The sequence below is a fragment of the Oerskovia gallyi genome, from assembly GCF_014836745.1.
GTDB classification, from domain to species: Bacteria; Actinomycetota; Actinomycetes; order Actinomycetales; family Cellulomonadaceae; genus Oerskovia; species Oerskovia paurometabola.
Genome location: NZ_JACSQE010000003.1, coordinates 206,159 through 230,585, shown reverse-complemented (window position 1 = coordinate 230,585; position 24,427 = coordinate 206,159). Strand labels below are relative to the sequence as shown.

Genomic DNA, 24,427 nt, shown 5'->3' with positions numbered 1-24,427 from the left:
CCGACATCACCCCGGAAGGAATCCACCACCCGTGAAGAAGCTCCTGGCGAGCGGCGCTGCCGCGCTGCTCGCACTCGGCGGACTGGTCGCCACCGCGGCCCCCGCCTCCGCCCACACCCCCCGCGTCACCGCGGACTGCGCCGGCCTCGAGGTCAGGCTCACCCAGTACTCCGACAAGGCCAACTCCGTCGTCGTGAAGGTCGACGGAAAGGTCGTGAAGGACGAGTCCTTCAAGCGTTCCTGGTCGACGTCCTACGCGTTCCCCGACACCTCGGTCGGTCACTCGTGGGAGCTCTCCGTCAAGGCCTCGGACGGTAAGCAGTTCGACTTCAGCGACGACGGGGCGACTCCGCCCTGCGCCGGCGCACCGACGCCGAAGCCCGGCAAGGAGGTCGGCCTCTACGTCTACAAGAAGAACGACGCCGCGAAGCCGGCCTCCTGGACGAACTCGGGGACGCAGACGCTCGTCGCCTCCAAGCCGGGGACCGAGTGGTACACGACCTTCCCGACGGTCCTGCCCGCAGAGGTCTGCGGCGAGGGCTGGGCGGTCCAGCAGGACAGGGTCAAGCAGAACGGCTCGTTCGAATGGCCCGCGACCATCACCCCGCCCACGTCGGCCCTGGGTGGCGTCCTGATCGACTCGAAGCACCACGACCTCGGCGACCTGATCGAGGTACCGGCATGTGCCGTGGAGCCCGCCCCGCTGACCCCGTCCCGCCCGACGAAGCCTGCCCCCGAGACGCCGGCGACGCCCGTGACCCCGGTCGTGCCGACCGTCGGTGACGTGTGCACGCCGGCCGGGCGCACGGTCGACGCTCCGCAGGACACCTCGGAGATCACTTACGAGCGCGCGGGCGACACGATCGTCGCGCGCCCGGCGGCAGGGTACGAGCTCGCCGCGGCCGAGGGGTACGTCCTCGCCGAGGACGGCACGTCCGCGACCTTCGCGATCGACCAGGACGCCGCTGAGTGTGCCCTGATCCCGGGCGACATCGGCGCGGTCTGCGAGGCCGACACGCCCTACCTCGGCTACGAGGTCTTCCTGCCCGAGGGCTACGTCGCGGACAGCGACCGCCCGTTGACCATCACGTTCCTCCACCCCGGCGACGGTGAGGACTACACGGTCGAGGGCCTGCCGCTCGACGGCACGCTCCTGTGGCCGGGCGCCTCTGCGGGCGAGCCCCGGGCGTGGCCGGGCTGGGAGCGTCAGGCCAACGGCACGTACACCGAGACCGACGGCAACTACGCATGGACGCGAGCGGGCGTCGAGGTCCACTTCGAGGTCAACCCCGGCTACTCGACGACCGTGAGCTACCCCGCGGCGACGGCGGCGTGCGCGAACCCGCGCATCCTCGCCGCGACCGGTCCGCTGGACGGACCCGCGACCCCGGTCAGCGCCGAGGCGCAGGGCGGTCCGTCCCTCGCGGCGACCGGCGCGACCGCAGGCGCTGCCGCCTTCCTGGCAGTCCTGCTCGTCGGCGGCGGTGCGGGCATCGTCTGGGCTCGTCGTCGGGCGAACGCCTGACCGCTGAGGTGGTCCGCGCTCACCGTTGACCGGTGGGCGCGAAGAGGAGCCGGTCGCTCCGGGCATCCCGTCCGGTGCGACCGGCTCCTCGTCCGTCGTCCCCGTGGGCGGCCCGCAGACCGCTGAGGGCCGACCGCCGCGGCACGGGGACAACCGCGACGGCCGGCGTTCGGGTCACATGGTCGGCATGAGGACCGTGTCGACGAGGTAGACCGTGGCGTTCTGCGTCATGACGCCGCCGCAGATCACCTTGGCGTCGTTGACCATGAGGTCGTCGCCCGAGCCCGTGACGGTCACGGTCCCGCCCTCGACGGTCTCGTGCTCACCGACGACCTGGTCCGGGGTGAGCTGGCCGGGCACCACGTGGTAGGTGAGGATCTTGGTCAGCGTGTCGGAGTCGGTCTTGAGGCTCTCGATGGTCGCCGGGTCGATCTTGGCGAACGCGTCGTCGACCGGCGCGAACACCGTGAACTCGCCGCCGTTGAGCGTGTCGACCAGGTTCACGTCGGGGTTGAGCTGTCCGCTCACCGCGGCGGTGAGGGTCGTGAGCAGCGGGTTGTTGGAGGCGGCGACGGCGACCGGGTCGGTCGACATGCCGGTCACGGAGCCGGCGCCGTCGGGGACCTGCTCGGCGTAGGCGGCACAGCCGGGGCCGACGAGGTTCGCCGCGGGGTCGACCTCGGGGGTCATGGCCTCCTGCGACATGTCGTCGGAGGGCGTCGTCATCTCCGACGCGCTCGACGAGTCGCTCCCGGAGCCGGAGTCCGAGTCGGAGCTGCAGGCGGTCAGGCCCAGGATCGCCAGGGCGGCGACGCCGGCCACGGCGTACGAACGGGTTCGAACGTTCATCGGTCTCTCCTCGTTGTCGTCGCCCCGCCAGGTGCGGGACGTCTCGCAGGAGGTTCGGAGCGGGGGCCGGGGTGGATGGGTCGGACGTCCTGGAAGATCCGCGACCCATCCGCCGGGGCCGTCGCGCCGAACCTCGGCCATGGAAACCCTCGTGCTCATCGGCCTGCTCGGTGGCCTCATCACCGGCATCTCGCCGTGCATCCTCCCGATGCTCCCCGTGATCTTCTTCGCGGGCGGTGTGCAGGGTGCCCGCGACGGCGCGGTCGCCGCCCCGTCGCCCGTCTCCGTGCCCGACGGCGCACCGGCCACCGCGGACCCGTCGCCCTCGGCGGGGGCCGGCTCGGGTGCCCCGACCGCCTCGCTGTTCGCGGGCGTACCCGGCGCGGTCCAGGTCGGTGCGCGCGGCCAGGTGGTCACGGCGGTCCGCCCGGCCGGCGAGGCCAGCGGGACGGGCACGGGCACGGGCAGCGGCACCGCGAGCGGCAAGCGCGAGGGCGCGCGCCGGTCGTGGCGGCCGTACCTCGTGATCGCCGGGCTCGTCGTGAGCTTCAGCGTGTTCACGCTGCTCGGCTCGCTGCTCCTCGGGGCGCTCGGGCTCCCGCAGGACCTGCTGCGCTGGGTGGGGCTGACGCTGCTCGCGGTCATCGGCGTGGGCATGATCGTGCCCCGGTTCGAGGAGGTGCTCGAGCGGCCGTTCCAGAGGATCGCGGCCCTGGGTTCACGTCGCGGGGCGCGCAGCCAGGACCGCGGGGCGTTCGTGCTGGGCCTGGGCCTGGGGGTCCTGTACGTGCCGTGCGCGGGGCCGGTCCTCGCGGCGATCACGGTCGCAGGGGCGACGGGGAACATCGGGCCGCAGACGGTCGCGCTCACGGTGTCGTTCGCGGTCGGGGCCGCGGTCCCGCTGCTGGTCTTCGCGCTCGCCGGACGTCGGGTGGCCGAGCGGGTCAAGGCCTTCCAGCGCCACACGCGCGGGATCCGCGTGGCCGGCGGTGTGGTCATGATCGCGCTCGCCGTCGGGCTCGCGTTCAACCTGCCCGCGTACCTCCAGCGCGCGCTGCCCGACTACACGGGCAGCCTCCAGGAACGCGTCGACGCGTCCGGGACGGTGCGCGAGGCGCTCGACCTCGGCGGGATCGTCACGGACGAGAACCGTGAGCTGTCGAACTGCTCGAACGGTGCGCCCGAGCTCGAGGACTGCGGGCCCGCTCCCGCGCTGCGCGGGATCGACACGTGGTTCAACACCCCTGGCGACCAGCCGCTCGCGCTCGACGGCCTGCGGGGCAAGGTTGTCCTCGTCGACTTCTGGGCCTACTCCTGCATCAACTGCCAGCGCGCGATCCCGCACGTGAACGCCTGGTACGAGCAGTACGAGGACGTGGGCGAGGGCTTCGAGGTGATCGGGGTGCACACGCCCGAGTTCGCGTTCGAGCGCGAGACGCGCAACGTCGTGGCGGGGGCCGACGACCTGGGCGTCACGTACCCGGTCGCGCAGGACAACTCCTATGCGACCTGGACCGCGTACCGGAACCGCTACTGGCCCGCGCAGTACCTGATCGACGCCGAGGGGACCGTGCGGCACATCCGTTTCGGCGAGGGCGGGTACGAGGCCACCGAGGGGCTGATCCGCGAGCTCCTCGCGGACGCGAACCCGGGCGTGAGCCTGCCGGGCGCGACCTCGGTCGAGGACGGGACGCCTGACGGGTCGACGACCCCCGAGACGTACCTCTCGGTGGGCAAGGTGGGCAACTACGCGGGCGAGCCGCGCTACGCCGCGGGCGAGCAGGCGTTCACGCTCACCCAGGAGCAGGCCACCGACACGTTCTCGCTGGGCGGGACGTGGGACGTCGACTTCCAGGGAGCCACCGCGGTGTCCGACGGCGCCCGCGTGCGACTCGCGTACCGCGGTACGGACGTGTTCAGCGTCCTGGGTGGCGAGGGGACGGTCACCGCGACGGTCCGGGACGCGGCGGGGAAGGTCGTCGAACGGCGCGAGATCGACGTCTCGGGGAACCCGACGCTCTACCCGGTGCTGGAGGGCGACGGGCCGAGCGAGGGGACAGTCGAGCTCGACGTGCCCGCGGGGATGCAGGTCTTCACGTTCACGTTCGGGTGACGGGGTCCGAGCCTCGACGACGCTGGAGAAAGCCGTGGACCTCCTAATGTGGAACGGGTGTACTCTCCTGTCACCACGATCGGCTGAGAGTTCGCTGTGAGCTGGGCTGGGGCCCGCCCAAAGGGGGTGTGGGCAGCTTCGCGCGCCTCGTAGGGCGCGCCCGGTCTGTGAAGAGGTACCACGGCATGGGACTTTCCCAGCGCGCCCGAACGGTCGCCGGACTGACGACGGCCCTCGTGCTGCTCATGGCGCCGCACGCCGCCGCCGCACCGACACCGACGCCGGCTGTCGCCGAGGTGTGCAGCGACGCCGTCGTCGGAGAGGCCAGGGCGTCGGCTCTCGCCGCGACCTGTGACCAGGACGTCGAGGTTCTCGACGCCCGGACGGGGGTGGACTCGGTGTTCGCGCTCCCGGACGGGACCTTCCGTCTCGATCGCTCGATCGCCGCGTCCGGCACGCCCACCGAGTGGACCGTGATCCGCGCGGGCAAGAAGCACAGCGCGGCGGGGTACGGGTTCACGGGCGACCGTCGCGTGGGTCCGTGCACCAAGGACGAGCGACCGGCCTGTGCCCGCAAGGACACCCAGCGCATCGCCTGGGAGTTCAGCGGGCTCAGCGCCCTCGACGGGATCCAGGCGTCGGACGTCGTCTCGGCGACCTTCTCCGCCTACAGCACGCGGTCGTCGACGTGCGGCGCCGGGGCCGTCGGGGCGTACGTCGCGCCGGCCGTCGACCGCAGGACGTCGTGGTCCGGCTCGGCGCACCGCTGGGGCCCGATCCTCGGGCGTCCGCTCGGTGCCCCCGAGCTCGTCTGCGCGGGTGAGCGATGGAAGCGGTTCGACGTCACGAGCGCGGTGCGCGCCGTCGTGGCCGAGGGGCGGACGACGGTCGGTCTCGGCCTCGCCGCGGTCGACGAGAGCTGCACCACGTGCGGGACCTCGCGCTTCCGCGCCGACGCGACGCTGTCCGTCGTGATCGACCGTGCTCCGCAGGTGGACGCCGCCTGGACGACCGCGCCCGACACGCAGTGCGTGACAGGGGCGGAGCGGCCCACGATCCGGTCGGCGACCCCGCAGCTCCGGGCGCAGGTCAGCGACCCCGACGGGACGAGCACGAGCGCGCGCTTCGCGCTCCACCAGGTCGCCGACGGAGCCCTCGTCTGGGAGTCGCCGGTCGGCCTCCCGATGGCCAGCGGTTCCACGCACTCGGTCGTCGTGCCCGGCGGTCTGCTGACCGACGGCAAGGCCTATGCGTGGAGCGTCACGGCGGTCGACGCCGCAGGGCGTGAGAGCGCCCCGGTGTCCTGCGAGCTGCTGGTCGCCCTCGTCCCGCCCCTGGTGGCCCCCACCGTCGTGCCCGTCGAGGGCATGCCCGCGGTGTACCGCGAGGACGTCCTCTCCGGTCGGGTCGGACTCGCCGGGGCGTTCGTCTTCGGGGACGGAGGGTCGAGCGGGGTCGTGTCGTACCGGTACTCGTTCGACTCGGACGGGATGCACCGCGCCGCCGCGCCGGGCGAGCAGGTGAGCTTCACTCCGTCCACGGCGGGTTCGCACTTCCTGATGGTCCAGTCGGTGGACACCGCGGGGGCCACGAGCCCGGTGCGGACGTACCGGTTCCAGGTCGGGGCAGCGCCTGCCGGGTCGGTCGTCGGCCGATGGGACCTCGACGAGGGCAGCGGGCTCGTGACCACTGACGCCTCGGGGCGTGGGAACGACCTCACGCTCTCGGGCGAGGACCTGTGGACGGGCGGCGTCTTCGCGGAGTTCGCCGGCGACGCGAACGACCACGGTCTGCGTTTCGACGCGCTCACCGACACCGCCACCTCGACCGGTCCTGTCGTCGCGACGGACGGCTCCTTCTGGGTCTCCGCGTTCCTGCGGCCAGAGGCCGTGGACGGGACGGCCGTCGCCGTGAGCCAGGACGGTGGCGCCGTGAGCGGATTCACGCTGGGCCTGGAGAAGGGCGCCGACTGCCAGTCGCCGTCCGGGACGTGCTGGGCCTTCTCGATGGCCGGTGCCGACCAGGCCGGTGGCACGAGCGCGACGGCACGGGCGCAGTCCTCGGTCCAGGCAGGCAGCTGGTCCCACGTCGTCGGCGTGCACGACGCCGCTGCCGGCACGGTGAGCCTGTACGTCTGCGAGGTGGGGAGCGTCGACAACCCCGCGTTCGGCGAGCCGACGCTCGCGGCGACCGTGCCGTTCGACGCGACCTGGTCGGCGACCGGGAGCCTGCGGCTCGGTGCCGGTCAGCGTGAGGGCGCCGTGGCGGAAGGCTTCGTCGGCACGATCGACCGGGCGCAGGTGAAGGAAGGCGTGCCGACCGTCCGCGACCTCGTGCGTGCCTGCTCGGGGTCCTGACGGGGCACGGACTGAGACCCCGCGTTCCACCTGACGACCCCCTTCCATCCCTTAGATGGAAGGGGGTCATCATGAGAGGGTGCTGAGCCTCTCCGAGAACCTGACCGAGCAGTCCCGTGCGGCTCGCACCAAGGTGGCGGGCACCCGGCACCCGTGGCGCTATCTCGTGGCCGCGATGCTCGCAGGCGCGTACATCGGCGTCGGCGTGGTCCTCATGGTCACCACGGCCGGACCTTTTCTCGCGGCCGGGGCGCCCGCGGAACGGCTCGTGGCAGGCGGGGTGTTCGCCGTCGCCCTGACGCTCGTCGTGTTCGCCGGGGCCGAGCTCAGCACGTCGGCCATGATGATCCTGACCCAGGGAGCGGTGACCCGGACGATCCCGGTGCGCTCCGCCGTCGGGACGCTGCTGTTCTGCTTCGGCGGGAACCTGCTCGGCTCCATGCTGTTCGGCTGGATGGTCGTGCAGTCCGGCATCCTGCACACCAACGCCGCTGCGGGCGAGATGATCGCGTCGATGCTCGCGGGCAAGGGCCACGAGTCCGGCGGCCAGCTCTTCTTCCGCGGCGTCCTGTGCAACATCCTGGTGTGCGCCGCGATCTGGGCGTGCGGACGCCTGCGCTCGGAGGCGGGCAAGGCGATCATCATCTTCTGGGCGATCTTCGCGTTCATCTCCTCGGGGTTCGAGCACGTCGTCGCGAACATGACGACGTTCAGCATCGGCCTCTTCAGCCCCGAGGCCCTCACCACCTGGGGCGAGTTCGGGCGCAACCTGCTGTTCGTCGGGCTGGGCAACCTGGTGGGCGGAGCAGTCGTGGTGGGGCTGGGCTACGCGGTCGTCTCGGGGCGGCAGCGTGCCGGGACCTACGGCACCGAGGCGGCCGTCGACGGTGGGGCCACGCCCCGGGTGGACGTCGGAGCAGTGGTCGCGCAGGCAGGGAACGCCGAGCGCTAGTCTCGCCAGGCGGACCGTCCCGCGGGTGGTTTTCGGCGGAATTCCGGAGTTTGCACGCCAGGAAAGTCGGGAAAAGATGCACACATGGGGCGGATCAGGTAGCGGATCCGCCGGAAGGTGTCGGAATTCACTGCCCGACGTGGCATGATCCCCGATCATGGGCATCAAGTCGGTCGCGGATCTCACGCAGGTCGCCGAACCTGCCTGGCCAACGCTCGCCCGGATGTTCCAACGGCCGGGAGTCGAGGTCCTTGCCCCCCCTGAGTGGGCCCCCGAGGTCCTCTACCGCCTCCAGATCACGACGCGCTCGACCCTGGGAGCCCTTGCGCTCCACACGGGCGGCGTGCTCGTCGACCACGGGTGGCTCCGACTTCTCGGTGGGGGCGCGTACGGACTCCCGGACCTCGCCACGATCAACGGGCTCGGCGACCCGGAGGAGGGGGCCGTCGCGCCCCAGAGGCTCGTCGTCGCGTTCGACGTGCTCGGCGGGACGTTCGCGGTCAACGGCGGCGGCCTGCCCGGCCCGCTCGGGGACGTGCACTACTTCGCGCCCGACACGCTCGAGTGGCACGTCCTGGGCTTCGGCCTCGGGGCCTTCGCGGAGTGGGCCGTGAGCGGCGGGCTGGCCGAGTACGTGGCCGACCTGCGCTGGCCAGGTTGGGTCGGCGACCTGGAAGCGCTCCCGCCGAGCCAGGGTCTCAGCGTCTATCCGCCGTTGTGGTCGGACCAGGGGCGCGGATCGACCAAGCGCAGCCCGGTCCCGCTCGACGGCCTCGCCGCTTGGCACCAGGAGCTGGGAGAACGGATGACCCCCTTCGCCGACGCGGCGACCGAGGGCGAGACGGGCCCCGGATTCCGCTGACGGCAGTGGACGCCACCGTTGCGGCAGACACGTCGCTCGCCCTGGTCAGACCACGTCGACGTAGATGACCTCGATGGCGTTGTTGCCGTAGCCGAGTCGGTTCCACTGCGGCACCTCCGGTTGCACGTTCCCCGCCGCATCGGTCGCCCTGACACGGAGCGTGTGGCGCCCGACCGCGGCGTCCTCCCAGTCGAACGACCACGCCTGCCAGTGGTACGGGCCCGTCGGCGGAGCGAGGTGGGCCTCGCGCCACTCGCCGGCGCCCGTGAGGCTCACGTCGACACGTGCGATGGGGCCGGTACCCGACCAGGCCTTCCCGCGCACCTCGACGGTGCCCGCGGGCACGGTCGAGCCAGCAGCGGGAGCGGTGACGCGCGCCCTGACGCGCATGAGGTCGACGGGCTCCGGGGCCCGATCGGCCCACTCGTAGATGTAGTGCCCCGTCTGGAACTCGCCGACGTACGGCTCGGTCAAGACGTCGATGCGCTGGAGCCACTTGACCGACGCCACGGCATACCAGTGCGGCACGATGATCCGGAACGGCGCACCGTGGTCCTGGCCGAGGGGCTTGCCGTTCATCTCGTACGCGATGAGGATCTCGGAAGCGGGATCGGCGACGTGGTCCAGCGGCAGGGAGCGGACGAAGTGCATGTCCTCGGTGTCGGTGTCGGCGAGCACCGCGGCCAGGTGGTACGCGCCGTGATCGGCGCCCTCGAACCGCACGTCGACGCCGTCGTCGTGCGGCCGCGCCTGTGCCAGCACCTCGTGCAGCAGAGCGCCCTTCCAGCGGGCGGTCGAGACGGCGTAGTCGCCCCATGGCTCACCGGTGGGCAGTGGACGCATCTCGAGGCGTCCGTTGCCGGCGCACTCGAGCGTGACAGCGCGTTCGTGCGCAGGGAAGGCACGAAGGTCCTCGAGCGTGAGGGTCAGCGGGTGCTCCACCGCGCCGCCGATCTCGAGCGTGCCGTCGTGCTCGGGCAGCGGGAAGTTGCTGCGCACGTAGTGGAGCTCGGTCGGGGTGATCTCCTCGGTGAGCGCCGCGGGCGGCGCCTCCGCGTTGTACGGGGCTGGGTTGATCATCTGCAGCGCAGCGCGCGCACGGATGACCTCGTCGGGAATCGTCATCGCTCTGCCTCCTCGTAGGCCGGGTTCAGTAGTCGGCATCGCGGAAGACCGGGTCCCGGCCCTCGTTGAAGGCTCCGATGCCCTCGATGCGGTCCGGGTGCACGGCCGAGCGCCAGTGCGCCTCCATCATGATGGCGATGGCCTGCTCCACGGGCTGCCCCTCGCCGAGCTGCACGGCCCGCTTGACGGCCTGGACCGCCGTCGGGGAGTTGCCGGCGATCTTCTCCGCGATCCGAGCGGCCGCGGCCGCCAGGTCGTCCTGGTCGTGGACTTCGTTGACCATGCCGAGCCGGTGGGCTTCGGCCGCGGAGATCGGGTCGCCGGTCATGAGCATCTGCAGTGCTCTGCCCGGACCGAGCAGGCGTGGCAGGAACACCGGGGAGCCACCACCGGCGGAGAGGCCGAGCATCGCCTCCGGCTGCCCGAACGTGGCGTTCTCGGAGGCGATGATGAAGTCGCAGCTCTGGGCGAGCTCGCACCCGCCGCCATAGGCGATGCCGTTCACGGCGGCGAAGAGCGGCTTGCGCAGCTGCCGCACGGTGTACAGCGTTCGATCGAAGGCCTGGCGCTGGCGAAGCCAGTCCTCCTTCGTCATGCTCCTGCGCTGTCGGAGGTCGCTGCCGACGGAGAACGCGCGCTTGCCGGCGCCGGTGAGCACGACGACGCGGACGGCGGTGCGCACGGCGATCGTCTCGACGATCTCGGTCAGTCGAGCACCCATCTCGGTCGTGATCGCGTTGTCGGCGTGCGGCCGGTTGAGCGTGACCACGGCGATCTGGTCGTCGTGCTGGTACTCGACGAGGACGGAGGACTCGGGTTCGGGGGCGTCTGCGGCCGGCGGGGCGAAATCGAGCGCCTTCCAGCGGTCGGTGCCCTCGGGGGGCGTGCTCATGGCGTGCTCTCCTCGGTCGAGACGGAATGCGGCAGCTCCGCCAGCCAACGCATGGCCGAGAGGCTCGGGGCGAAGCAGTACTCGCCCCCACGCGTGATCACGAACGGCGGAAGGTCCTGCAGGCGGCGTCGGATCGGTCGCCGGGGGATCGTGAAGCTGTTCGTGTGGTGGGGGGAGCCGACGATCGGGTCCGCTTCGTCAGGGGCGCCGATGAAGATCCCGTCGTTGAGCCACTGGGTCTTGACGAACTCGAACTGCCGTTTGATGTGGGCGCCGGCGAACACGAAGATGATGCCGCGGTCCGCTCCGTCGTCCTCCAGCTCGCCGTCGGGGAGCATCGGGCCGTAGCTCGTACCGCGCCGGATCATGCGGTGCAGGCGGACGTCCGTGCTGCCGTCGTCGGCCAGTGCGTCGCGCGGGTTGGCACGTCGTGCGTGGGCGCCGACCGGGCACTTGAAGCCACGAGGGTCGTCGCCGTAGAGAAAGGCGTTGTTCCGCTGCGGATCGCCGCCGAGCTGGGCGTCGTCGACGTCGGGCGCCACGGCCAGCGGGGCTCCGCTCTGCCAGCGTCCGACCATCTTCGCCCCCAGCAGCGCCTCCTCTTCACGGTTCGCCGCTCGCGCGCGGAGGTACTGCCGGTAGGCCGCAACCTTGGTGTGCAGCTTCCGGAAGACGACGTAGGTGCCGTTGCGGCCCAGGATGTCGGGGCTCGGCATCGGCGGCAGCCCGCCGGTCTCGTCGGGATAGCCGAGGATGATCTCGCCGGCCTTGAGCGGCGGTTCGTGCGGGTTCGACGGCGCCCTGCCGCTGCCCTCGACGGCCGGCTGGCCGATGCCGTCCTTGAAGCCGAACGACGTGCGCCCGGTCGGGAGCTGGTAGCAGTCCTGACGCCAGACGACCGAGATGCCCGCCAGCTCCTGGTGGGCGAGGCGAGCCTTCTCGGTGACGGCCTCGAGACGGGCGATGTCGGGGGAGATGACCGCGATGGCGATGTGGACGTCGGGAGTGCCGAGCGGCTTCTCCCAGTTCTCAGGACTGCTCTCGCCGACGTCTCCCAGGTGCTCCGCCCGCGCGGCCATCCCTTCCCGGAACTCCGGCGTGAAGCTGTCCAGGGATTCCTGAGGAACTCCGAGCGCCTTCAGCCCGTGGTAGGTGAACGCGACGGTGAACCAGGCGTCGTTGGCGGGATCGAGCGACTGCGTCCCCGAGCTCACGAGGGCTGTCAGCCGCCGGACGAGCTCATGGCCGTCGGCGCGCTCGTCGATGCGCAGCATCAGGTAGGTGCCGACATAGGGGGAGGGGCGCTCGTGCAGGGCGCCACTCTGGATGTCATCGAGCTCGAGCGTGACGCTCCCCGTCTCAGCCATGCTCAGTGGTGCTCCGGCTTCTCTGGTGGACGGGGGTTGGGAGCCGAGAGGTACGGGAAGGTCTGCGAGGCCGGCCGGGACGAGCCGTCCACCCCGTCGCGGATGATCGGTCCGTTGCCGGCGTTGATCAACGTCGTGAAGAACACGTCCATCACGTCGTCGTTGATCGTGCGCCCCCCGCAGGTCGCGTGAGCTCGTCCCCTGCGGGAAGCGAGCTCGATCTCGAGGAACGAACCCTTCTCCTGGTAGGGCTTGGAGAGATCGACGACCAGGTAGTCGGCAAGCACGAGCTCGGTCAGCGGATGGACGCCGTCGATCGTCGGCCAGTCGGTCTTGCCGTCGAGGCTGTCCCAGAACGCAAGGTTGGCGTCGAGCCGTGCCCGGTAGGCGCCCTCGTAGCCGTGCTGGATGTGGAACGCGTCCTCCATGTTGTAGAGGTCGCGGATCTCGAGGTCCTGGTTGACCCGATCGAACTGCATCGGCCCGAGCATCAGGTTCTTCACCTCGGGTCGCCCGACGCGCTCGATCCGGACGTTGAACACGCCGCGCGTCAGTGTCTCGGCGACGACGCCGACCAACGTGGCGCCGCCCAACAGCGCAGGGTCGATCTCGACGACCAGTCCCAGGACGTTCTTGCCGTCCATGTAGATCGAGCCGCGTTCCGCGAAGGCGAGCTCGCCGATCGCGACGGTCTTCAGGGCGGCGGGGGCATCGAGGATGAACGGATCCCAGCGCGCACCGGCGAAGACCCACACGCCGTGCGCGGAACCGCCGTCCTCGTCGTTGACGCGGAACGACACGGTCTCTCCGGAGGGGGTGGTGCAGGTGCCCTCCTGCTCGAACGGCTGGCCGTCGGCGCTGGTCGGCGGAGAGAAGACGCAGTCGAACACGAACTCCTCGGCGCCGTGCTCCGGGCCGGCGGAGAACGGGGCGTGGTCGCCGGGCACAGCTGCCGTGAGGGGCCGCACCCGGAACCGGTAGATCAGGCCTTCCGAGAGGGCGTCGGAGACCTTGGCGAACGGCAGGGTGTTCATCACGAGAACGAGGTGCTGCGGCCGGTCGGGGCTCGGGAACGCGAAGACGTCGGTGATGTCGGCGATCGAGTTGGCCAACGCCCGCGGGCCCGAGATGTGATCCGACACCTCAGTCCCCGGCCTCGTCGAGGAGCGGCTGGAGCGCCGGATGCTGCAGGGCGGCCGCGGCGTCGGGGTGATCGAGCACCTTCTGGAAGGCCGCGTTCACGCGCTGCGCCTTCAGGATCTCCTTCACCGTGCCGGGGTAGTTGCGTGCGTAGGCGGCGGCACGCTCCTGCGCCCCGAGGATGAACGCCTTCTCGGTGGCGAGGTCCGGCAGGCCGACGTAGCCCTCGGTGTGCCTGAAGATCAGGTCGAAGAGCGCGAGCGTCGGGCCGGAGTTGAAGAAGTCGTCCATGTAGGCGTCCCACGGACCGTCGAAGCTCGTGATGAAGGCGAGTCGCGTGTCGTCGTCGAAGAGCACGAATCGTGCCTCGTGAATCGTCGTGATCGCCATGCCGTAGTCGCCGGGAAGATACCCCGGGGTGTGTTGCAGGTCGTCGAGCGCTGCCCGGAGCGACTCGCTCTGGCCGGGCTTGACGTGGAAGAACAGGCTGAACTCACTCGTGGGTCCGACGCTGCGGCCAGTAGTTGTACTCACCTCGAGCTCCTCCTTCGCTGAGACTTCTTCAGCGTTCCACGACTTCCTGGTGCCCACATCACGCAGATGGGGTGAGGCGACCTGAGGCACGCGGGCAGCAGTGTTGTATACAAGTACGCAGGTGCTGTGGCACGATGGTCGCATGGTCAGCGCCCCGACGACGTCGTCCCCGCCCCGCGACGAACCCCTTGCGGCCGTCCGCCGCCAGTCCGGGGCTCGCGCGGTCTACGACCTCCTGCGTCAGCGCATCATCGACGGCACGCTCGCGGCCGACGCCCGGCTCACCGAACCCGTCCTCTCGGCCCAGCTCGGCGTGAGCCGCACCCCCGTCCGCGAAGCCCTGCGCCTCCTGCAGGCCGAAGCCCTCGTGGTCGAGCAGCCGACCGGGGGAGTGCGCGTCGCGCCCCTGGCGGTCACCGACCTGCACCGCGTGTACGACGTCCGGGCACGCCTCGAAGGACTGCTCGCCCGGGACGCGTGCGAACGTGCGCGGCCTGCCGACGTCGAGCGCCTCTCCCGCCTCGTCGACCTCATGGACGCCGTGCGCGACCACGAGGACGAGGTCCTGCGCATCGGCGCCCAGTTCCACGGCGAGATCGCGGCCCTCGCCGACAACCGGTGGTGCTCCGAGCTGCTGCGTCAGATCCGCGGGCACGTCGACCGCTACCGTTCGCTGTCCGCGCGCGAGCGCGTCGGGACCACCGACCACGTCGACGAGCACCGTGAGGTCGCGTCCGCCATCGCGAGCGGCGACCCGGACGCGGCCGAGCGTGCCATGCGCGAGCACATCGAACGCAGCGGCGCCATGGCAGCCAAGGCCCTCGGCGAGCAGGAGAACCCGCCGCCCGGCTGACGACGCGCACCCCACCTGGCCCCCGCCGACCGCAACCGTCCCCTCGGCCCACGCGACGCCGTCGGGCAGGGAGCACGCCCGACGCACCCCGACGTACCGCACCCGACCACCGGAGGCACCGATGCCCACGACCCACCACCTGCGGACCCACCGTTCCGCGGAGAACCTCGCCCGCACCGACCAGCTCGCGTGGAAGCTCGCCGAGCTCGCGACCGACCCGGTCGAGGTGCCGGACGAGGTCGTCGACATGATCGTCAACCGCGTGATCGACAACGCGGCCGTCGCGGCCGCGAGCCTCACGCGAGCCCCGGCCGTCGCTGCCCGGGGGCAGGCCCTCGCGCACCCGTACGAGCCGGGCGCGACGGTCTGCGGGACGCCGCTGGCGACCCGCACGAGCCCCGAGTGGGCCGCCTGGGCCAACGGCGTCGCGGTCCGCGAGCTCGACTACCACGACACGTTCCTCGCGGCCGAGTACTCGCACCCGGGGGACAACATCCCGCCGATCCTCGCGGTCGCCCAGCACGCGGGCTGCGACGGGGCGGCGCTCGTGCGGGGCATCGCGACGGGCTACGAGATCCAGGTGGACCTGGTCCGGGCCGTCAGCCTGCACGCGCACAAGATCGACCACGTCGCGCACCTCGGCCCGTCGGCAGCGGCCGGGATCGGGACCCTGCTCGGGCTCGACACCACGACGATCTTCCAGGCGATCGGTCAGGCCCTGCACACCACGACCGCGACGCGGCAGTCCCGCAAGGGCCAGATCTCGACGTGGAAGGCGTACGCGCCCGCCCTCGCGGGCAAGGTCGCGGTCGAGGCCGTGGACCGGGCGATGCGCGGGCAGACGTCGCCCGAGCCGATCTACGAGGGCGAGGACGGCGTGATCGCGTGGCTGCTCGACGGGCCCGAGGGGCGCTACGACGTCGTGCTGCCGTCGCCCGGCGAGCCCAAGACCGCGATCCTCGACACGTACACCAAGGAGCACTCGGCGGAGTACCAGTCGCAGGCGCTCATCGACCTGGCGCGCGCGCTGCACGCCGAGCACCCGTGGCTCGCCGACCCTGACAACATCGCGAGCATCGTGATCCACACGAGCCACCACACGCACTACGTGATCGGCTCGGGCGCGAACGACCCGCAGAAGTACGACCCGACCGCCTCGCGCGAGACCCTCGACCACTCCATCCCGTACATCTTCGCGGTGGCGCTCCAGGACGGCGGGTGGCACCACGTCGACTCGTACACGCCCGGCCGCGCCGGGCGCGCCGACACGGTCGCGCTGTGGGGCAAGGTCACCACGGCCGAGGACCCCGAGTGGACGCGCCGCTACCACTCGGTCGACCCGGCCGAGAAGGCGTTCGGCGGTCGCGTCGAGATCGAGCTGGCCGACGGCGGGCGGATCGTCCGCGAGATCGCCGTCGCCGACGCGCACCCGCTCGGCGCGCGCCCGTTCGCCCGTGCGCAGTACGTCGCCAAGTTCCGGCTCCTCGCCGAGGGCGTGCTCGAGCCCGCCGAGATCGAGCGCTTCCTCGACCTCGCGCAGCGCCTCCCGTCGCTCACGCCCGCCGAGGTGCGCGAGCTCTCGATCGTCGCGCGGCCCGGGCTGCTGGACGCGGTCCCGGTACCCACGGGCATCTTCGAGCTGGGCCGCCCCTCCCAGGGCGCCACGAGCAGCACGCCCGACGACGCAGCGCACCCGGCGGCGTCCGGTGCCTCGGAGGGCCCGGACGAGGCGCACGCCGGGGGACCCGGCGAGTCCGGTCCCGGCGAGGGAGCCGCAGGCTGGACCATGCACGAGGCGACCGACGACCCCACCGGCCCGACCACCGCAGGAGGCAACTGATGCTGTACTCGCACGCGACGCCGTCGGACAAGCGGGCCACGCTGCGCGCCCGGCTCGCGGCCGGCGAGCTGCTCCAGCTCCCCGGCGCGTTCAACCCGCTCTCCGCCCGCCTGATCGAGGACAAGGGCTTCGACGGGGTGTACATCTCGGGGGCCGTCGTCTCGGCGGACCTGGGCCTGCCGGACATCGGCCTCACGACCCTCACCGAGGTCGCGACCCGTGCGGGGCAGATCGCGCGCATGACGAACCTGCCCGCGATCGTCGATGCCGACACGGGCTTCGGCGAACCCATGAACGTCGCGCGCACCATCCAGACCCTCGAGGACGCGGGCGTCGCGGGCTGCCACATCGAGGACCAGGTCAACCCCAAGCGGTGCGGCCACCTCGACGGCAAGGCGACCGTCGACCTCGAGACCGCGACCAAGCGCATCCGTGCCGCGGTCGACGCCCGTCGCGACCCGAACTTCCTCGTCATGGCCCGCACCGACGTCCGGGCGAGCCTCGACGGCCCTGCGGGGCTGGCGACCGCGATCGACCGTGCGAAGGCGCTCGTCGACGCGGGCGCCGACGCGATCTTCCCCGAGGCCATGCGCGACCTCGCGGAGTTCGAGGCCGTGGCAGCCGCGGTCGACGTGCCGGTGCTCGCCAACATGACGGAGTTCGGCAAGTCCGAGCTGTTCACCCGTGACCAGCTCGCGGCGGCAGGCGTGCAGATCGTCATCTACCCCGTGACCCTCCTGCGTAGCGCGATGGGGGCCGCGGAGCGCACGCTGGACATGATCCGGGAGACCGGTACGCAGGACGGGGTGGTCGGCGAGATGCAGACGCGAGCGCGGCTGTACGAGCTGGTGGACTACGCCGGCTACAACCACTTCGACACCGAGATCTTCACCTACCGGCCGTAGGGCGCCCAGCACTGCCGCAGCACGACCCCGCATCACGAAGGAGTGAGCACATGACCACCAGCACCCCCAGCGTCGGGACACCCGCGACCACCCCGGGAGCCGCGGCCCCGGTCCCGGGCCCGGCCGCTCCCGCTCCCGAGATCCGCAAGGGCCTCGCGGGCGTCGTCGTCGACACGACGTCGGTCTCCAAGGTCAACCCGGACACGAACTCGCTGCTCTACCGGGGCTACCCCGTGCAGGAGCTCGCCGCGCGCAAGAGCTTCGAGGAGGTCGCCTACCTCCTGTGGCACGGCGAGCTGCCGACCCCCGAGCAGCTCGCCGAGCAGACCGCGGTCGAGCGCGCCCACCGCGCGCTGCCGGGCGCCGTGCGCAACGCGATCCTCGAGCTCCCCACGACCTGCCACCCCATGGACGTGTGCCGCACCGCGGTCTCGGTCATCGGCGCGCACGACCCCACGGCCGAGGACTCGTCCCCCGAGGCCGAGCACGCCAAGGCCCTGCGGCTGTGGGCCATGCTGCCCGCCGTGGTCGCCCTCGACCAGCGCCGACGCCGTGGTCAGCAGATCGTCGACCCCGACGAGGACCTGGGCTACGCCGAGAACTTCCTCCACATGACCTTCGGCGAGGTGCCCGACGAGTGCGTCGTGCGGGCCTTCGAGGTCTCGATGATCCTGTACGCCGAGCACTCGTTCAACGCCTCGACGTTCACGGCCCGCGTCATCACCTCGACGCTGTCCGACCTGCACTCGGCCGTCACGGGCGCGATCGGCGCCCTCAAGGGTGCCCTGCACGGCGGCGCGAACGAGGCCGTCATGGCGACCTTCGCGGAGATCGGGACGGCCGACCGGGCCGCAGCCTGGCTCGACGAGGCGCTGGTCGACAAGCGCAAGATCATGGGCTTCGGCCACCGCGTCTACAAGCACGGCGACTCGCGCGTCCCGACCATGAAGAAGACGCTCGACGACCTCGTCGCGCACCTGGGGACCGACGAGGCGACCGCGCTCGACGACCTGTACGACGCGCTCGAAGCGGCCATGACCGAGCGCAAGGGCATCCTGCCGAACCTCGACTACCCGACCGGCCCCGCCTACCACCTCATGGGCTTCGACACCCCGACGTTCACGCCCCTGTTCGTCGCGGCGCGCGTCGTGGGCTGGACCGCGCACGTCGTCGAGCAGCGGTCCGCGAACGCTCTCATCCGCCCCCTCAGCCAGTACGTGGGGCAGGCGCAGCGCGAGGTGCCGTAGGGGGCGGAGCGGGGCCGGCCGGGCCGGTCCCGGGCCTTGCCGGGCCGGTCAGGCGCGGAACGCCTCCAGGGCGTCCCGGTCGACCGGCCCGGTGGACCGGACGATCTCCTCGACGCGCTCCATCTGCTCCCACGTGTCGACCGCCATGCCCGCCTGGACCCGGTCGTCCGCGACCCAGAACGCGACCAGGGCGTGGTCCTCGAGGGACCCGCTCACGACCACCTCGGTCGCGGCCGGGTCCTCGACGAACCCCAGGTACTCCATGCCCACGTCGTACTGGTCGGAGAAGAAGTAGGGCAGCTTGTCGTACGGCTCGCGCGAGCCCAGCATGGCGCGCGCGGCGTGCGGGCCGGTCTCCAGGGCGACGGCCCAGTGCTCGACGCGCAGCGGGCGACCGTAGCGCGGGGAGGGCACGCTCGCGATGTCCCCCGCGGCCCAGACGTCGGGCGCCGAGGTCGCGAGCGTCGCGTCGACCGCGAGCCCGCCGCCCAGGCGGGCGTCCCGCAGCTCGATCCCCGCGGCCTCCGCGAAACCGACGTTGGGCGTCACGCCCACACCGACCACGACGACGTCGGCGGCCACGTGCGTCCCGTCCGCGACGTCGAGTCCCGTGACCCGCCCCTCGCTGCCCGTGATCCCCACGACCTGGGCGTTGCGGTGCAGGTGCACGTCGTGGTCCGCGTGGACCTTGCCGTACATCTCCCCGAGCAGGGGTCCGAGCACGCGGCCCAGCGGGTGGACAGCACGCCCGACGACGGTCACGTCCAGGCCGAGGCTGCGCGCCGAGGCCGCGACCTCCATCCCGATCCACCCGTCGCCCACGACGGCGAGCCGACCCGCGCCCTCGCGGGCCGAGGCCTCGAGCGTCGCGGCGAGCAGGTCGGCGTGCTCGATCGTGCGCAGGTAGTGCACGCCCTGGAGGTCCGCGCCGGGCACCGCGAACGAGCGTGGCGTCGATCCGGTCGCGAGGAGCAGGCGCGCGTACGGCAGCGACGTCCCGTCGATCAGCGTGAGGGAGTGTGCGGCGACGTCGATCCCCGCAGCCCGCGTCGCGGTGCGCAGGTCGACGTGGTGGTCGGCGTACCACTCCTCGGACAGGGGGAACAGGACGTCGCGCTCGGCCTCGCCGCGCAGGTAGTCCTTCGAGAGCGGCGGACGTTCGTAGGGGCGGTGCGGCTCGCTCGAGACGACCACGAGGTCGCCGTCGTACCCCTCGGTCCGGAGGGACTCGGCGGCCTTCGCGGCGGCCAGGCCGCCTCCGACGATGACGATCGGCTCCTCGGCCATGACGACGACCTCCGACGCTGGGGGTGCAGGACCCTCATCGTGACACCGGAAGGGGGGACCCGCATAGGGCGGTCGCGGTCGGGAGAGCTACGCCGTCACCCTCGGCGCCGCGGGGGTCGCCGTCGGTGGGCGGGGGCCTCGCCCTCGGCGAGCGCCGCGGGAGCGGGAACGACGAAGGCCCGGAGTCCACTGGACTCCGGGCCTTCGTGCTGGTCGGGGTGACAGGATTTGAACCTGCGACCTCGTCGTCCCGAACGACGCGCGCTACCAAGCTGCGCCACACCCCGATTGCTCTCGTCGCTGCCGGTCTGCGGAGGGTCCTCGAGAGGTCCCGCCAAACCTGCGCGCTGGAGCCTGCCTAGAATAGCCGACGTTTGCCCCTGCGACGAAACCGGCCCCTCAGTGCGTGCTCACGGTGCCGTGAGCGTCACGATCGTGGCCTCTGGTCGGCACGCGAACCGGAAGGGTGCGTAGGGCGAGGTGCCCGCCCCGGCCGACACGTTGAGCCAGATCGAGGCCTCGCCGCCGGGGGCGTCGGGGCGTGCGCCCGGCCAGCCGTGCAGACCCTTGGCCCGTCCGCGGTCCAGGTCGCAGTTGGTCACGAGCGCCCCGTAGAACGGGACGCAGAGCTGCCCGCCGTGGGTGTGGCCGGCGAGGATGACGTCGGCGCCGTCGTCGTGCATCTGGTCGAGCACGCGCGTGTAGGGCGCGTGCACCACGCCCATCCGCAGGCCCGACGGCGTCGCGTCGGTCCCGGCGTCCCGCGCCGTGCGTGGTTGCGCGGGTGGGAAGACGTCCCGGTCGAGGTGCGGGTCGTCGACGCCCACCAGGTCGATGTGCACGCCGCCGACGTCGATCGCGTCGCGGCGGTTGGTGAGGTCGATCCACCCGGCGGCGCTGAACGCGGCGGCCAGCTTGTCCGCGGGGAGCCTCGGCGGGTCGACCGTGTGGGCGGTCCGCGCGTCGGGCAGCAGGTACCGGGCGGGGTTCTTGGGCGAGGGGGCGAAGTAGTCGTTCGACCCCATGACGAACGTCCCTGGCGTGCTGCTCAGGAGCGGCTCGAGGGCGTACAGGAGCGGCTCCAGCGAGTCCACGTGGGCCAGGTTGTCGCCCGTGTCGACCACGAAGTCCGGGCGCAGGGCCGCGAGGGACCTGATCCACTCGATCTTGCGCTCCTGCGTGGGGGTCAGGTGCAGGTCCGAGAAGTGCAGCACACGCACGTCGGCCGCCCCTCGGGGCAGCACCGGGACCGTGACCTCACGCAGCGTGAACAGCTTGGTCTCCAGGTGGGCGTAGGCGAGCGCCCCCGCTCCGGCGGCGGCGAGGACGCCGGCGCCGACGAGCACGGGGTGCACGCGGGCCCCGGTCAGTCCTGCTCCCCGCCCGGCGTGCCGGTCTCGCCGCCGCCGTTCCCGTTGCCGCCGCCGGTCTCGCCGCCGCCGCCGTTCCCGTTGCCGCCGTTCCCGTTGCCGTTGCCGCCGCCACCGTTGCCGTTGTTGCTGCCGCCACCGTTGCCGTTGCCGCCACCGGTCTCGCCGCCGCCGTCGTTGCCGCCACCCGGGGTCGTCGGGGTGGTGGTCGGAGGAGCCTGGACCTGGCCGAGCATCTTGGGGTCGGGCTCGGGGAAGCTCACCACGGGCATGCCCTCGAGGGCCGTGGTCATGTAGTTCTTCCACATGGGGGCCGCGAGGTCGGAGCCGAACCACCACTGCCTGCTCACACCGTTGATGGTGAACCGGCCGCGGCCGTTGCTGCGCATCTGGACGTCCGACTCGGCGTTCCCGATCCAGACCGCCGTCGCGAGCTGGGGCGTGTAGCCGACGAACCAGTTGTGGGTGTTGAGCTGGGCCGTGCCCGTCTTCCCGGCGCTCTCGCGCCCCTCGAGCTGCGACCTCTTGCCCGATCCATCCGTCATGACGTTCTTGAGGGCGTAGGTCACGGTGTTCGCCACCGCCGGGTCCAGGGCGTTCGGGTTGCAGTTGGCCGACGGCACCTCGAGCTCCTTGCCGTTCGGGTCGACGATGCGCGTGATGGCGATGGGCTCGCAGTAGGTGCCGCCGCTCGCGAAGGTCGCGAACGCTGCGGCCATCTGCAGCGGCGAGGAGTTCTGGGTACCGATGATCATGGAGGGGCGGATGTCCACCTCGCCCTTGTCCTTCGTGAGCGACGGCGCGAACCCGACGGACTTCGCGGTGCTGGCCACGGAGCAGAGGTCGAGCTTGCTCGCCATGTCGGCGTACGCGGTGTTGACCGAGTTGGTCGTCGCGGCCAGGGCCGTCATGCTGCCCTTGCCCTGGCCGTCGGAGTTGTTGGGGTTCCACTTCTCGCCGACGTTGAGCTTGGTGCAGGACGAGGTGAAGTCGCGCCCGACGTTCCACTCGCGACGGTTGGCGTTGACCGACTCGTTGAGCGTGTGCCCGGCCCGCAGCCACTCGGCCAGCAGGAACGGCTTCCAGGTGGATCCCGGGGAGAACCCGCGGGACGAGCCGTGCGCCTGGTCCGCGCTGTAGTTCTGAGCCGTGGTCCCGGGGGCGGCCTCGAGCGAGGCGTCGTAGGGCCGGTTCTGGGCCATCGCGAGGATCTTGCCCGTCCCGGGCTCGACGGTCACGAGGGCGTTCTCGATGCCGCTGGGGTCGGAGGCGGGGATCGCCGACGTGACCTCGGTCTCGGCGGCGGTCTGCATCCGGGGGTCGAGCGTCGTGGTGATGTCGAGGCCGCCGCGGTAGAGCAGACCCTGGCGGTCCTTGGGCGTCTCGCCGAAGATCGGGTTCGAGGTGATGACCTTGGTGACGTAGTCGCAGAAGAACGCCGCGCCGTTCGCGGCCTGGCAGCCCACGGACACGGGCTGGACGTCGAGAGTCTCGGCCAGCGGGGTCGCGACGGCCTCGTCGTGCTCCTGCTGCGTGATGTACCCCTGCTCGAGCATGCGACCGAGCACGAGGTTGCGGCGCTTCTCCGAGCTGGCCGGGTTGGACACGGGGTCGTACGCGCTCGGGGCGTTGGTCACGCCGGCGATCGTCGCGGCCTGGACGATGCTCAGGTCGGACGCCTTCGTGTTGAAGTAGTGGCGCGCCGCGGTCTCGACGCCGTAGACCCGGATACCGAACTGCGCGATGTTGAGGTATCCCTCGAGGATCTCGTCCTTGGTCATGCGCTGCTCGAGCGAGATCGCGAGCTTGGCCTCGCGAGCCTTGCGCTCGATGGTGCTCTCCTTGACCGCCTCGACGGCGATCGGGTCCTCGGCACGCACGGCCTGCTCGATCAGCACGTTCTTGACGTACTGCTGCGTCAGGCTCGAGCCGCCCTGCTTCGCGCCGCCCGAGGCGTTGTTGAACGCCGCGCGGAGGGTGCCCTCCGGGTCGATCCCGCCGTGCTCGTAGAAGCGCTTGTCCTCGGTCGCGACCACGGCGTTCTTCATGTGGTCCGAGACCTCGCCCAGGGGGACCACGATGCGGTTCTCCTGGTAGAAGGTCGCGAGCAGCGTGGTCCCGTCGTTCGCGTAGACGCGCGACTGCTCGGCCAGAGGTCCCGGCTCGAGCTCGTCCGGCAGCTCCTCGAAGATCTGGACGCTGCTGTCGGTGGCCTGGCTGGCGCCGGCGGCGAGGGGGATCAGGAGACCCGCACCGAGCACGCCGCCGACCCCGGAGACCAGGACGAACGCCAGCAGCAGGGCGATGAGCTGATAGGCGTTGACTTGTCGACGGGGACGCGCAGGGGAAGCCATAGGCGCAAGCCTACGGGAGGGCGCCCCTGCCCCTCCGGGGATTGCACCCCCCACCGGTGTGCGGGTTCTGTGAGCGTTCGAGGGCCGGTCCGAGGAGTCCGCGTGACCTGTGCGCCGGCTGGATGACGACTACGCTCGGGCGCATGGCAACCACCTGGGAGTACGCGACCATCCCCCTCATCATCCACAACACCAAGGCAGTCCTCGACCAGTGGGGCTCGGACGGCTGGGAGCTCGTCCAGGTCGTCACGGGACCGGACGGGAACGGCCTCGTGGCCTACCTCAAGCGCCCGACCGGCGAGAAGTAGTGGCAGGCGTCGTCGACGCCCGGCTCGCCGAGCTGGGCATCACCCTGCCCGACGTCGCAGCGCCCGTGGCGGCGTACGTCCCCGCGGTGCGCACGGGCCGGTACGTGTACACGTCGGGCCAGCTCCCGTTCGTGGCGGGGGCACTGTCGGCGACCGGCAAGGTCGGTGACGGCGAGGGGCTCGTCGCCCCGGCCGAGGCGGCGGGCCACGCCCGCACGAGCGCGCTCAACGCGCTCGCGGCGATCAAGGCGCTCGTGGGGGACCTCGACCAGGTCTCCCGGGTCGTCAAGGTCGTCGGGTTCGTGGCGAGCGACCCCTCGTTCACGGGTCAGCCGGCCGTGATCAACGGCGCCAGCACGGTCCTGGGCGAGATCTTCGGCGAGGCGGGCATCCATGCGCGCAGCGCGGTGGGCGTCTCGGTGCTCCCGCTCGACTCCCCGGTCGAGGTGGAGCTCGTCGTCGAGCTCGCCGAGCCGTCGGACGCCTGAGCGAGCGGATCGCTCCCCGAGACGGGGGGGGGGGGGGGGGGGGGGGGGGCGGGGGGGGG

At 71.6% G+C, this 24,427-nt stretch carries 19 protein-coding genes, 1 tRNA gene and 1 pseudogene; 11 read left to right on the top strand and 10 right to left on the bottom strand.

The annotated features are described in order from the left end of the window. Positions 1-31: 31 nt before the first annotated feature. Entirely contained in the window at positions 32-1,525 is a 1,494-nt protein-coding gene (locus H9640_RS05145; protein WP_191789636.1) for a hypothetical protein, read from the top strand. A 174-nt stretch (positions 1,526-1,699) separates the two neighbouring features. Here H9640_RS05145 and H9640_RS05140 read toward each other — a convergent pair whose 3' ends face one another. Further along, the gene (locus tag H9640_RS05140; RefSeq protein ID WP_191789635.1) at positions 1,700-2,374 is read right to left on the bottom strand and encodes a fasciclin domain-containing protein; all 675 of its coding nucleotides are present in this window, start codon (positions 2,372-2,374) and stop codon (positions 1,700-1,702) included. 139 nt (positions 2,375-2,513) lie between these two features. Between H9640_RS05140 and H9640_RS05135 the strand changes: the two genes are divergently transcribed. From H9640_RS05135 to H9640_RS05120, 4 genes are all read left to right on the top strand, one after another. Then, entirely contained in the window at positions 2,514-4,487 is a 1,974-nt protein-coding gene (locus H9640_RS05135; protein WP_191789634.1) for a cytochrome c biogenesis protein DipZ, read from the top strand. A 185-nt stretch (positions 4,488-4,672) separates the two neighbouring features. Next, positions 4,673-6,844, top strand: a complete 2,172-nt coding sequence (locus H9640_RS05130; RefSeq protein WP_191789633.1) for a LamG domain-containing protein — start codon at positions 4,673-4,675, stop codon at positions 6,842-6,844. Between the two features lie 79 nt (positions 6,845-6,923). Further along, positions 6,924-7,796 (top strand): formate/nitrite transporter family protein, encoded by an 873-nt coding sequence (locus tag H9640_RS05125; RefSeq protein WP_191789632.1) that lies wholly within the window; start codon positions 6,924-6,926, stop codon positions 7,794-7,796. Positions 7,797-7,953: 157 nt separating this feature from the next. Then, a complete protein-coding gene (locus H9640_RS05120) occupies positions 7,954-8,658 on the top strand; it encodes a DUF2625 family protein (RefSeq protein ID WP_191789631.1) in 705 nt (234 codons plus the stop codon). Between the two features lie 45 nt (positions 8,659-8,703). Here the strand turns inward: H9640_RS05120 and H9640_RS05115 are convergent, their stop codons facing one another. From H9640_RS05115 to H9640_RS05095, 5 genes are read right to left on the bottom strand one after another with little or no spacing between them, the layout of a single operon-like run. Next, positions 8,704-9,783 carry a sulfite oxidase gene (locus tag H9640_RS05115; protein ID WP_191789630.1) on the bottom strand — a complete coding sequence of 360 codons (1,080 nt, stop codon included), beginning with the start codon at positions 9,781-9,783 and terminating at the stop codon, positions 8,704-8,706. 25 nt (positions 9,784-9,808) lie between these two features. Further along, complete coding sequence (locus H9640_RS05110) at positions 9,809-10,675, bottom strand: enoyl-CoA hydratase/isomerase family protein (RefSeq protein WP_191789629.1); 867 nt, start codon at positions 10,673-10,675, stop codon at positions 9,809-9,811. After that, positions 10,672-12,042 (bottom strand): Dyp-type peroxidase, encoded by a 1,371-nt coding sequence (locus H9640_RS05105; RefSeq protein WP_191789628.1) that lies wholly within the window; start codon positions 12,040-12,042, stop codon positions 10,672-10,674. The genes H9640_RS05110 and H9640_RS05105 overlap by 4 nt, the downstream gene beginning before the upstream one ends. Positions 12,043-12,044: 2 nt before the next feature. Beyond that, positions 12,045-13,184 (bottom strand): DUF4331 family protein, encoded by a 1,140-nt coding sequence (locus H9640_RS05100; RefSeq protein WP_191789627.1) that lies wholly within the window; start codon positions 13,182-13,184, stop codon positions 12,045-12,047. A 1-nt stretch (position 13,185) separates the two neighbouring features. Next, a complete protein-coding gene (locus H9640_RS05095; protein WP_191789626.1) occupies positions 13,186-13,716 on the bottom strand; it encodes a hypothetical protein in 531 nt (176 codons plus the stop codon). Positions 13,717-13,858: 142 nt separating this feature from the next. Between H9640_RS05095 and H9640_RS05090 the strand changes: the two genes are divergently transcribed. From H9640_RS05090 to H9640_RS05075, 4 genes and pseudogenes are all read left to right on the top strand, one after another. Then, entirely contained in the window at positions 13,859-14,569 is a 711-nt protein-coding gene (locus tag H9640_RS05090; RefSeq protein ID WP_191789625.1) for a GntR family transcriptional regulator, read from the top strand. A gap of 121 nt (positions 14,570-14,690) precedes the next feature. Beyond that, positions 14,691-16,205 (top strand): annotated as a pseudogene (locus tag H9640_RS05085) (MmgE/PrpD family protein); the annotation flags it as partial. A gap of 203 nt (positions 16,206-16,408) precedes the next feature. Then, a complete protein-coding gene (prpB, locus tag H9640_RS05080; RefSeq protein WP_191789624.1) occupies positions 16,409-17,314 on the top strand; it encodes a methylisocitrate lyase in 906 nt (301 codons plus the stop codon). 50 nt (positions 17,315-17,364) lie between these two features. Next, the gene (locus H9640_RS05075; RefSeq protein WP_191789623.1) at positions 17,365-18,561 is read left to right on the top strand and encodes a bifunctional 2-methylcitrate synthase/citrate synthase; all 1,197 of its coding nucleotides are present in this window, start codon (positions 17,365-17,367) and stop codon (positions 18,559-18,561) included. Between the two features lie 48 nt (positions 18,562-18,609). Here H9640_RS05075 and H9640_RS05070 read toward each other — a convergent pair whose 3' ends face one another. From H9640_RS05070 to H9640_RS05055, 4 genes are all read right to left on the bottom strand, one after another. Then, positions 18,610-19,848 carry an NAD(P)/FAD-dependent oxidoreductase gene (locus tag H9640_RS05070; RefSeq protein ID WP_191789622.1) on the bottom strand — a complete coding sequence of 413 codons (1,239 nt, stop codon included), beginning with the start codon at positions 19,846-19,848 and terminating at the stop codon, positions 18,610-18,612. A 210-nt stretch (positions 19,849-20,058) separates the two neighbouring features. Then, positions 20,059-20,135: transfer RNA gene (locus tag H9640_RS05065), tRNA-Pro, on the bottom strand. Between the two features lie 123 nt (positions 20,136-20,258). Further along, positions 20,259-21,194, bottom strand: a complete 936-nt coding sequence (locus H9640_RS05060; RefSeq protein WP_318243653.1) for a metallophosphoesterase — start codon at positions 21,192-21,194, stop codon at positions 20,259-20,261. Positions 21,195-21,214: 20 nt separating this feature from the next. After that, positions 21,215-23,572 (bottom strand): transglycosylase domain-containing protein, encoded by a 2,358-nt coding sequence (locus H9640_RS05055; RefSeq protein ID WP_191789620.1) that lies wholly within the window; start codon positions 23,570-23,572, stop codon positions 21,215-21,217. A gap of 143 nt (positions 23,573-23,715) precedes the next feature. On the opposite strand from H9640_RS05055, the gene H9640_RS05050 reads away from it, so the two are divergent. Together H9640_RS05050 and H9640_RS05045 are read left to right on the top strand one after the other, a co-directional pair. Further along, a complete protein-coding gene (locus H9640_RS05050; RefSeq protein WP_021481786.1) occupies positions 23,716-23,880 on the top strand; it encodes a hypothetical protein in 165 nt (54 codons plus the stop codon). Then, positions 23,880-24,368, top strand: a complete 489-nt coding sequence (locus tag H9640_RS05045) for a RidA family protein (RefSeq protein WP_191789619.1) — start codon at positions 23,880-23,882, stop codon at positions 24,366-24,368. Before H9640_RS05050 ends, H9640_RS05045 begins: the two co-directional genes overlap by 1 nt. Positions 24,369-24,427 lie beyond the last annotated feature (59 nt).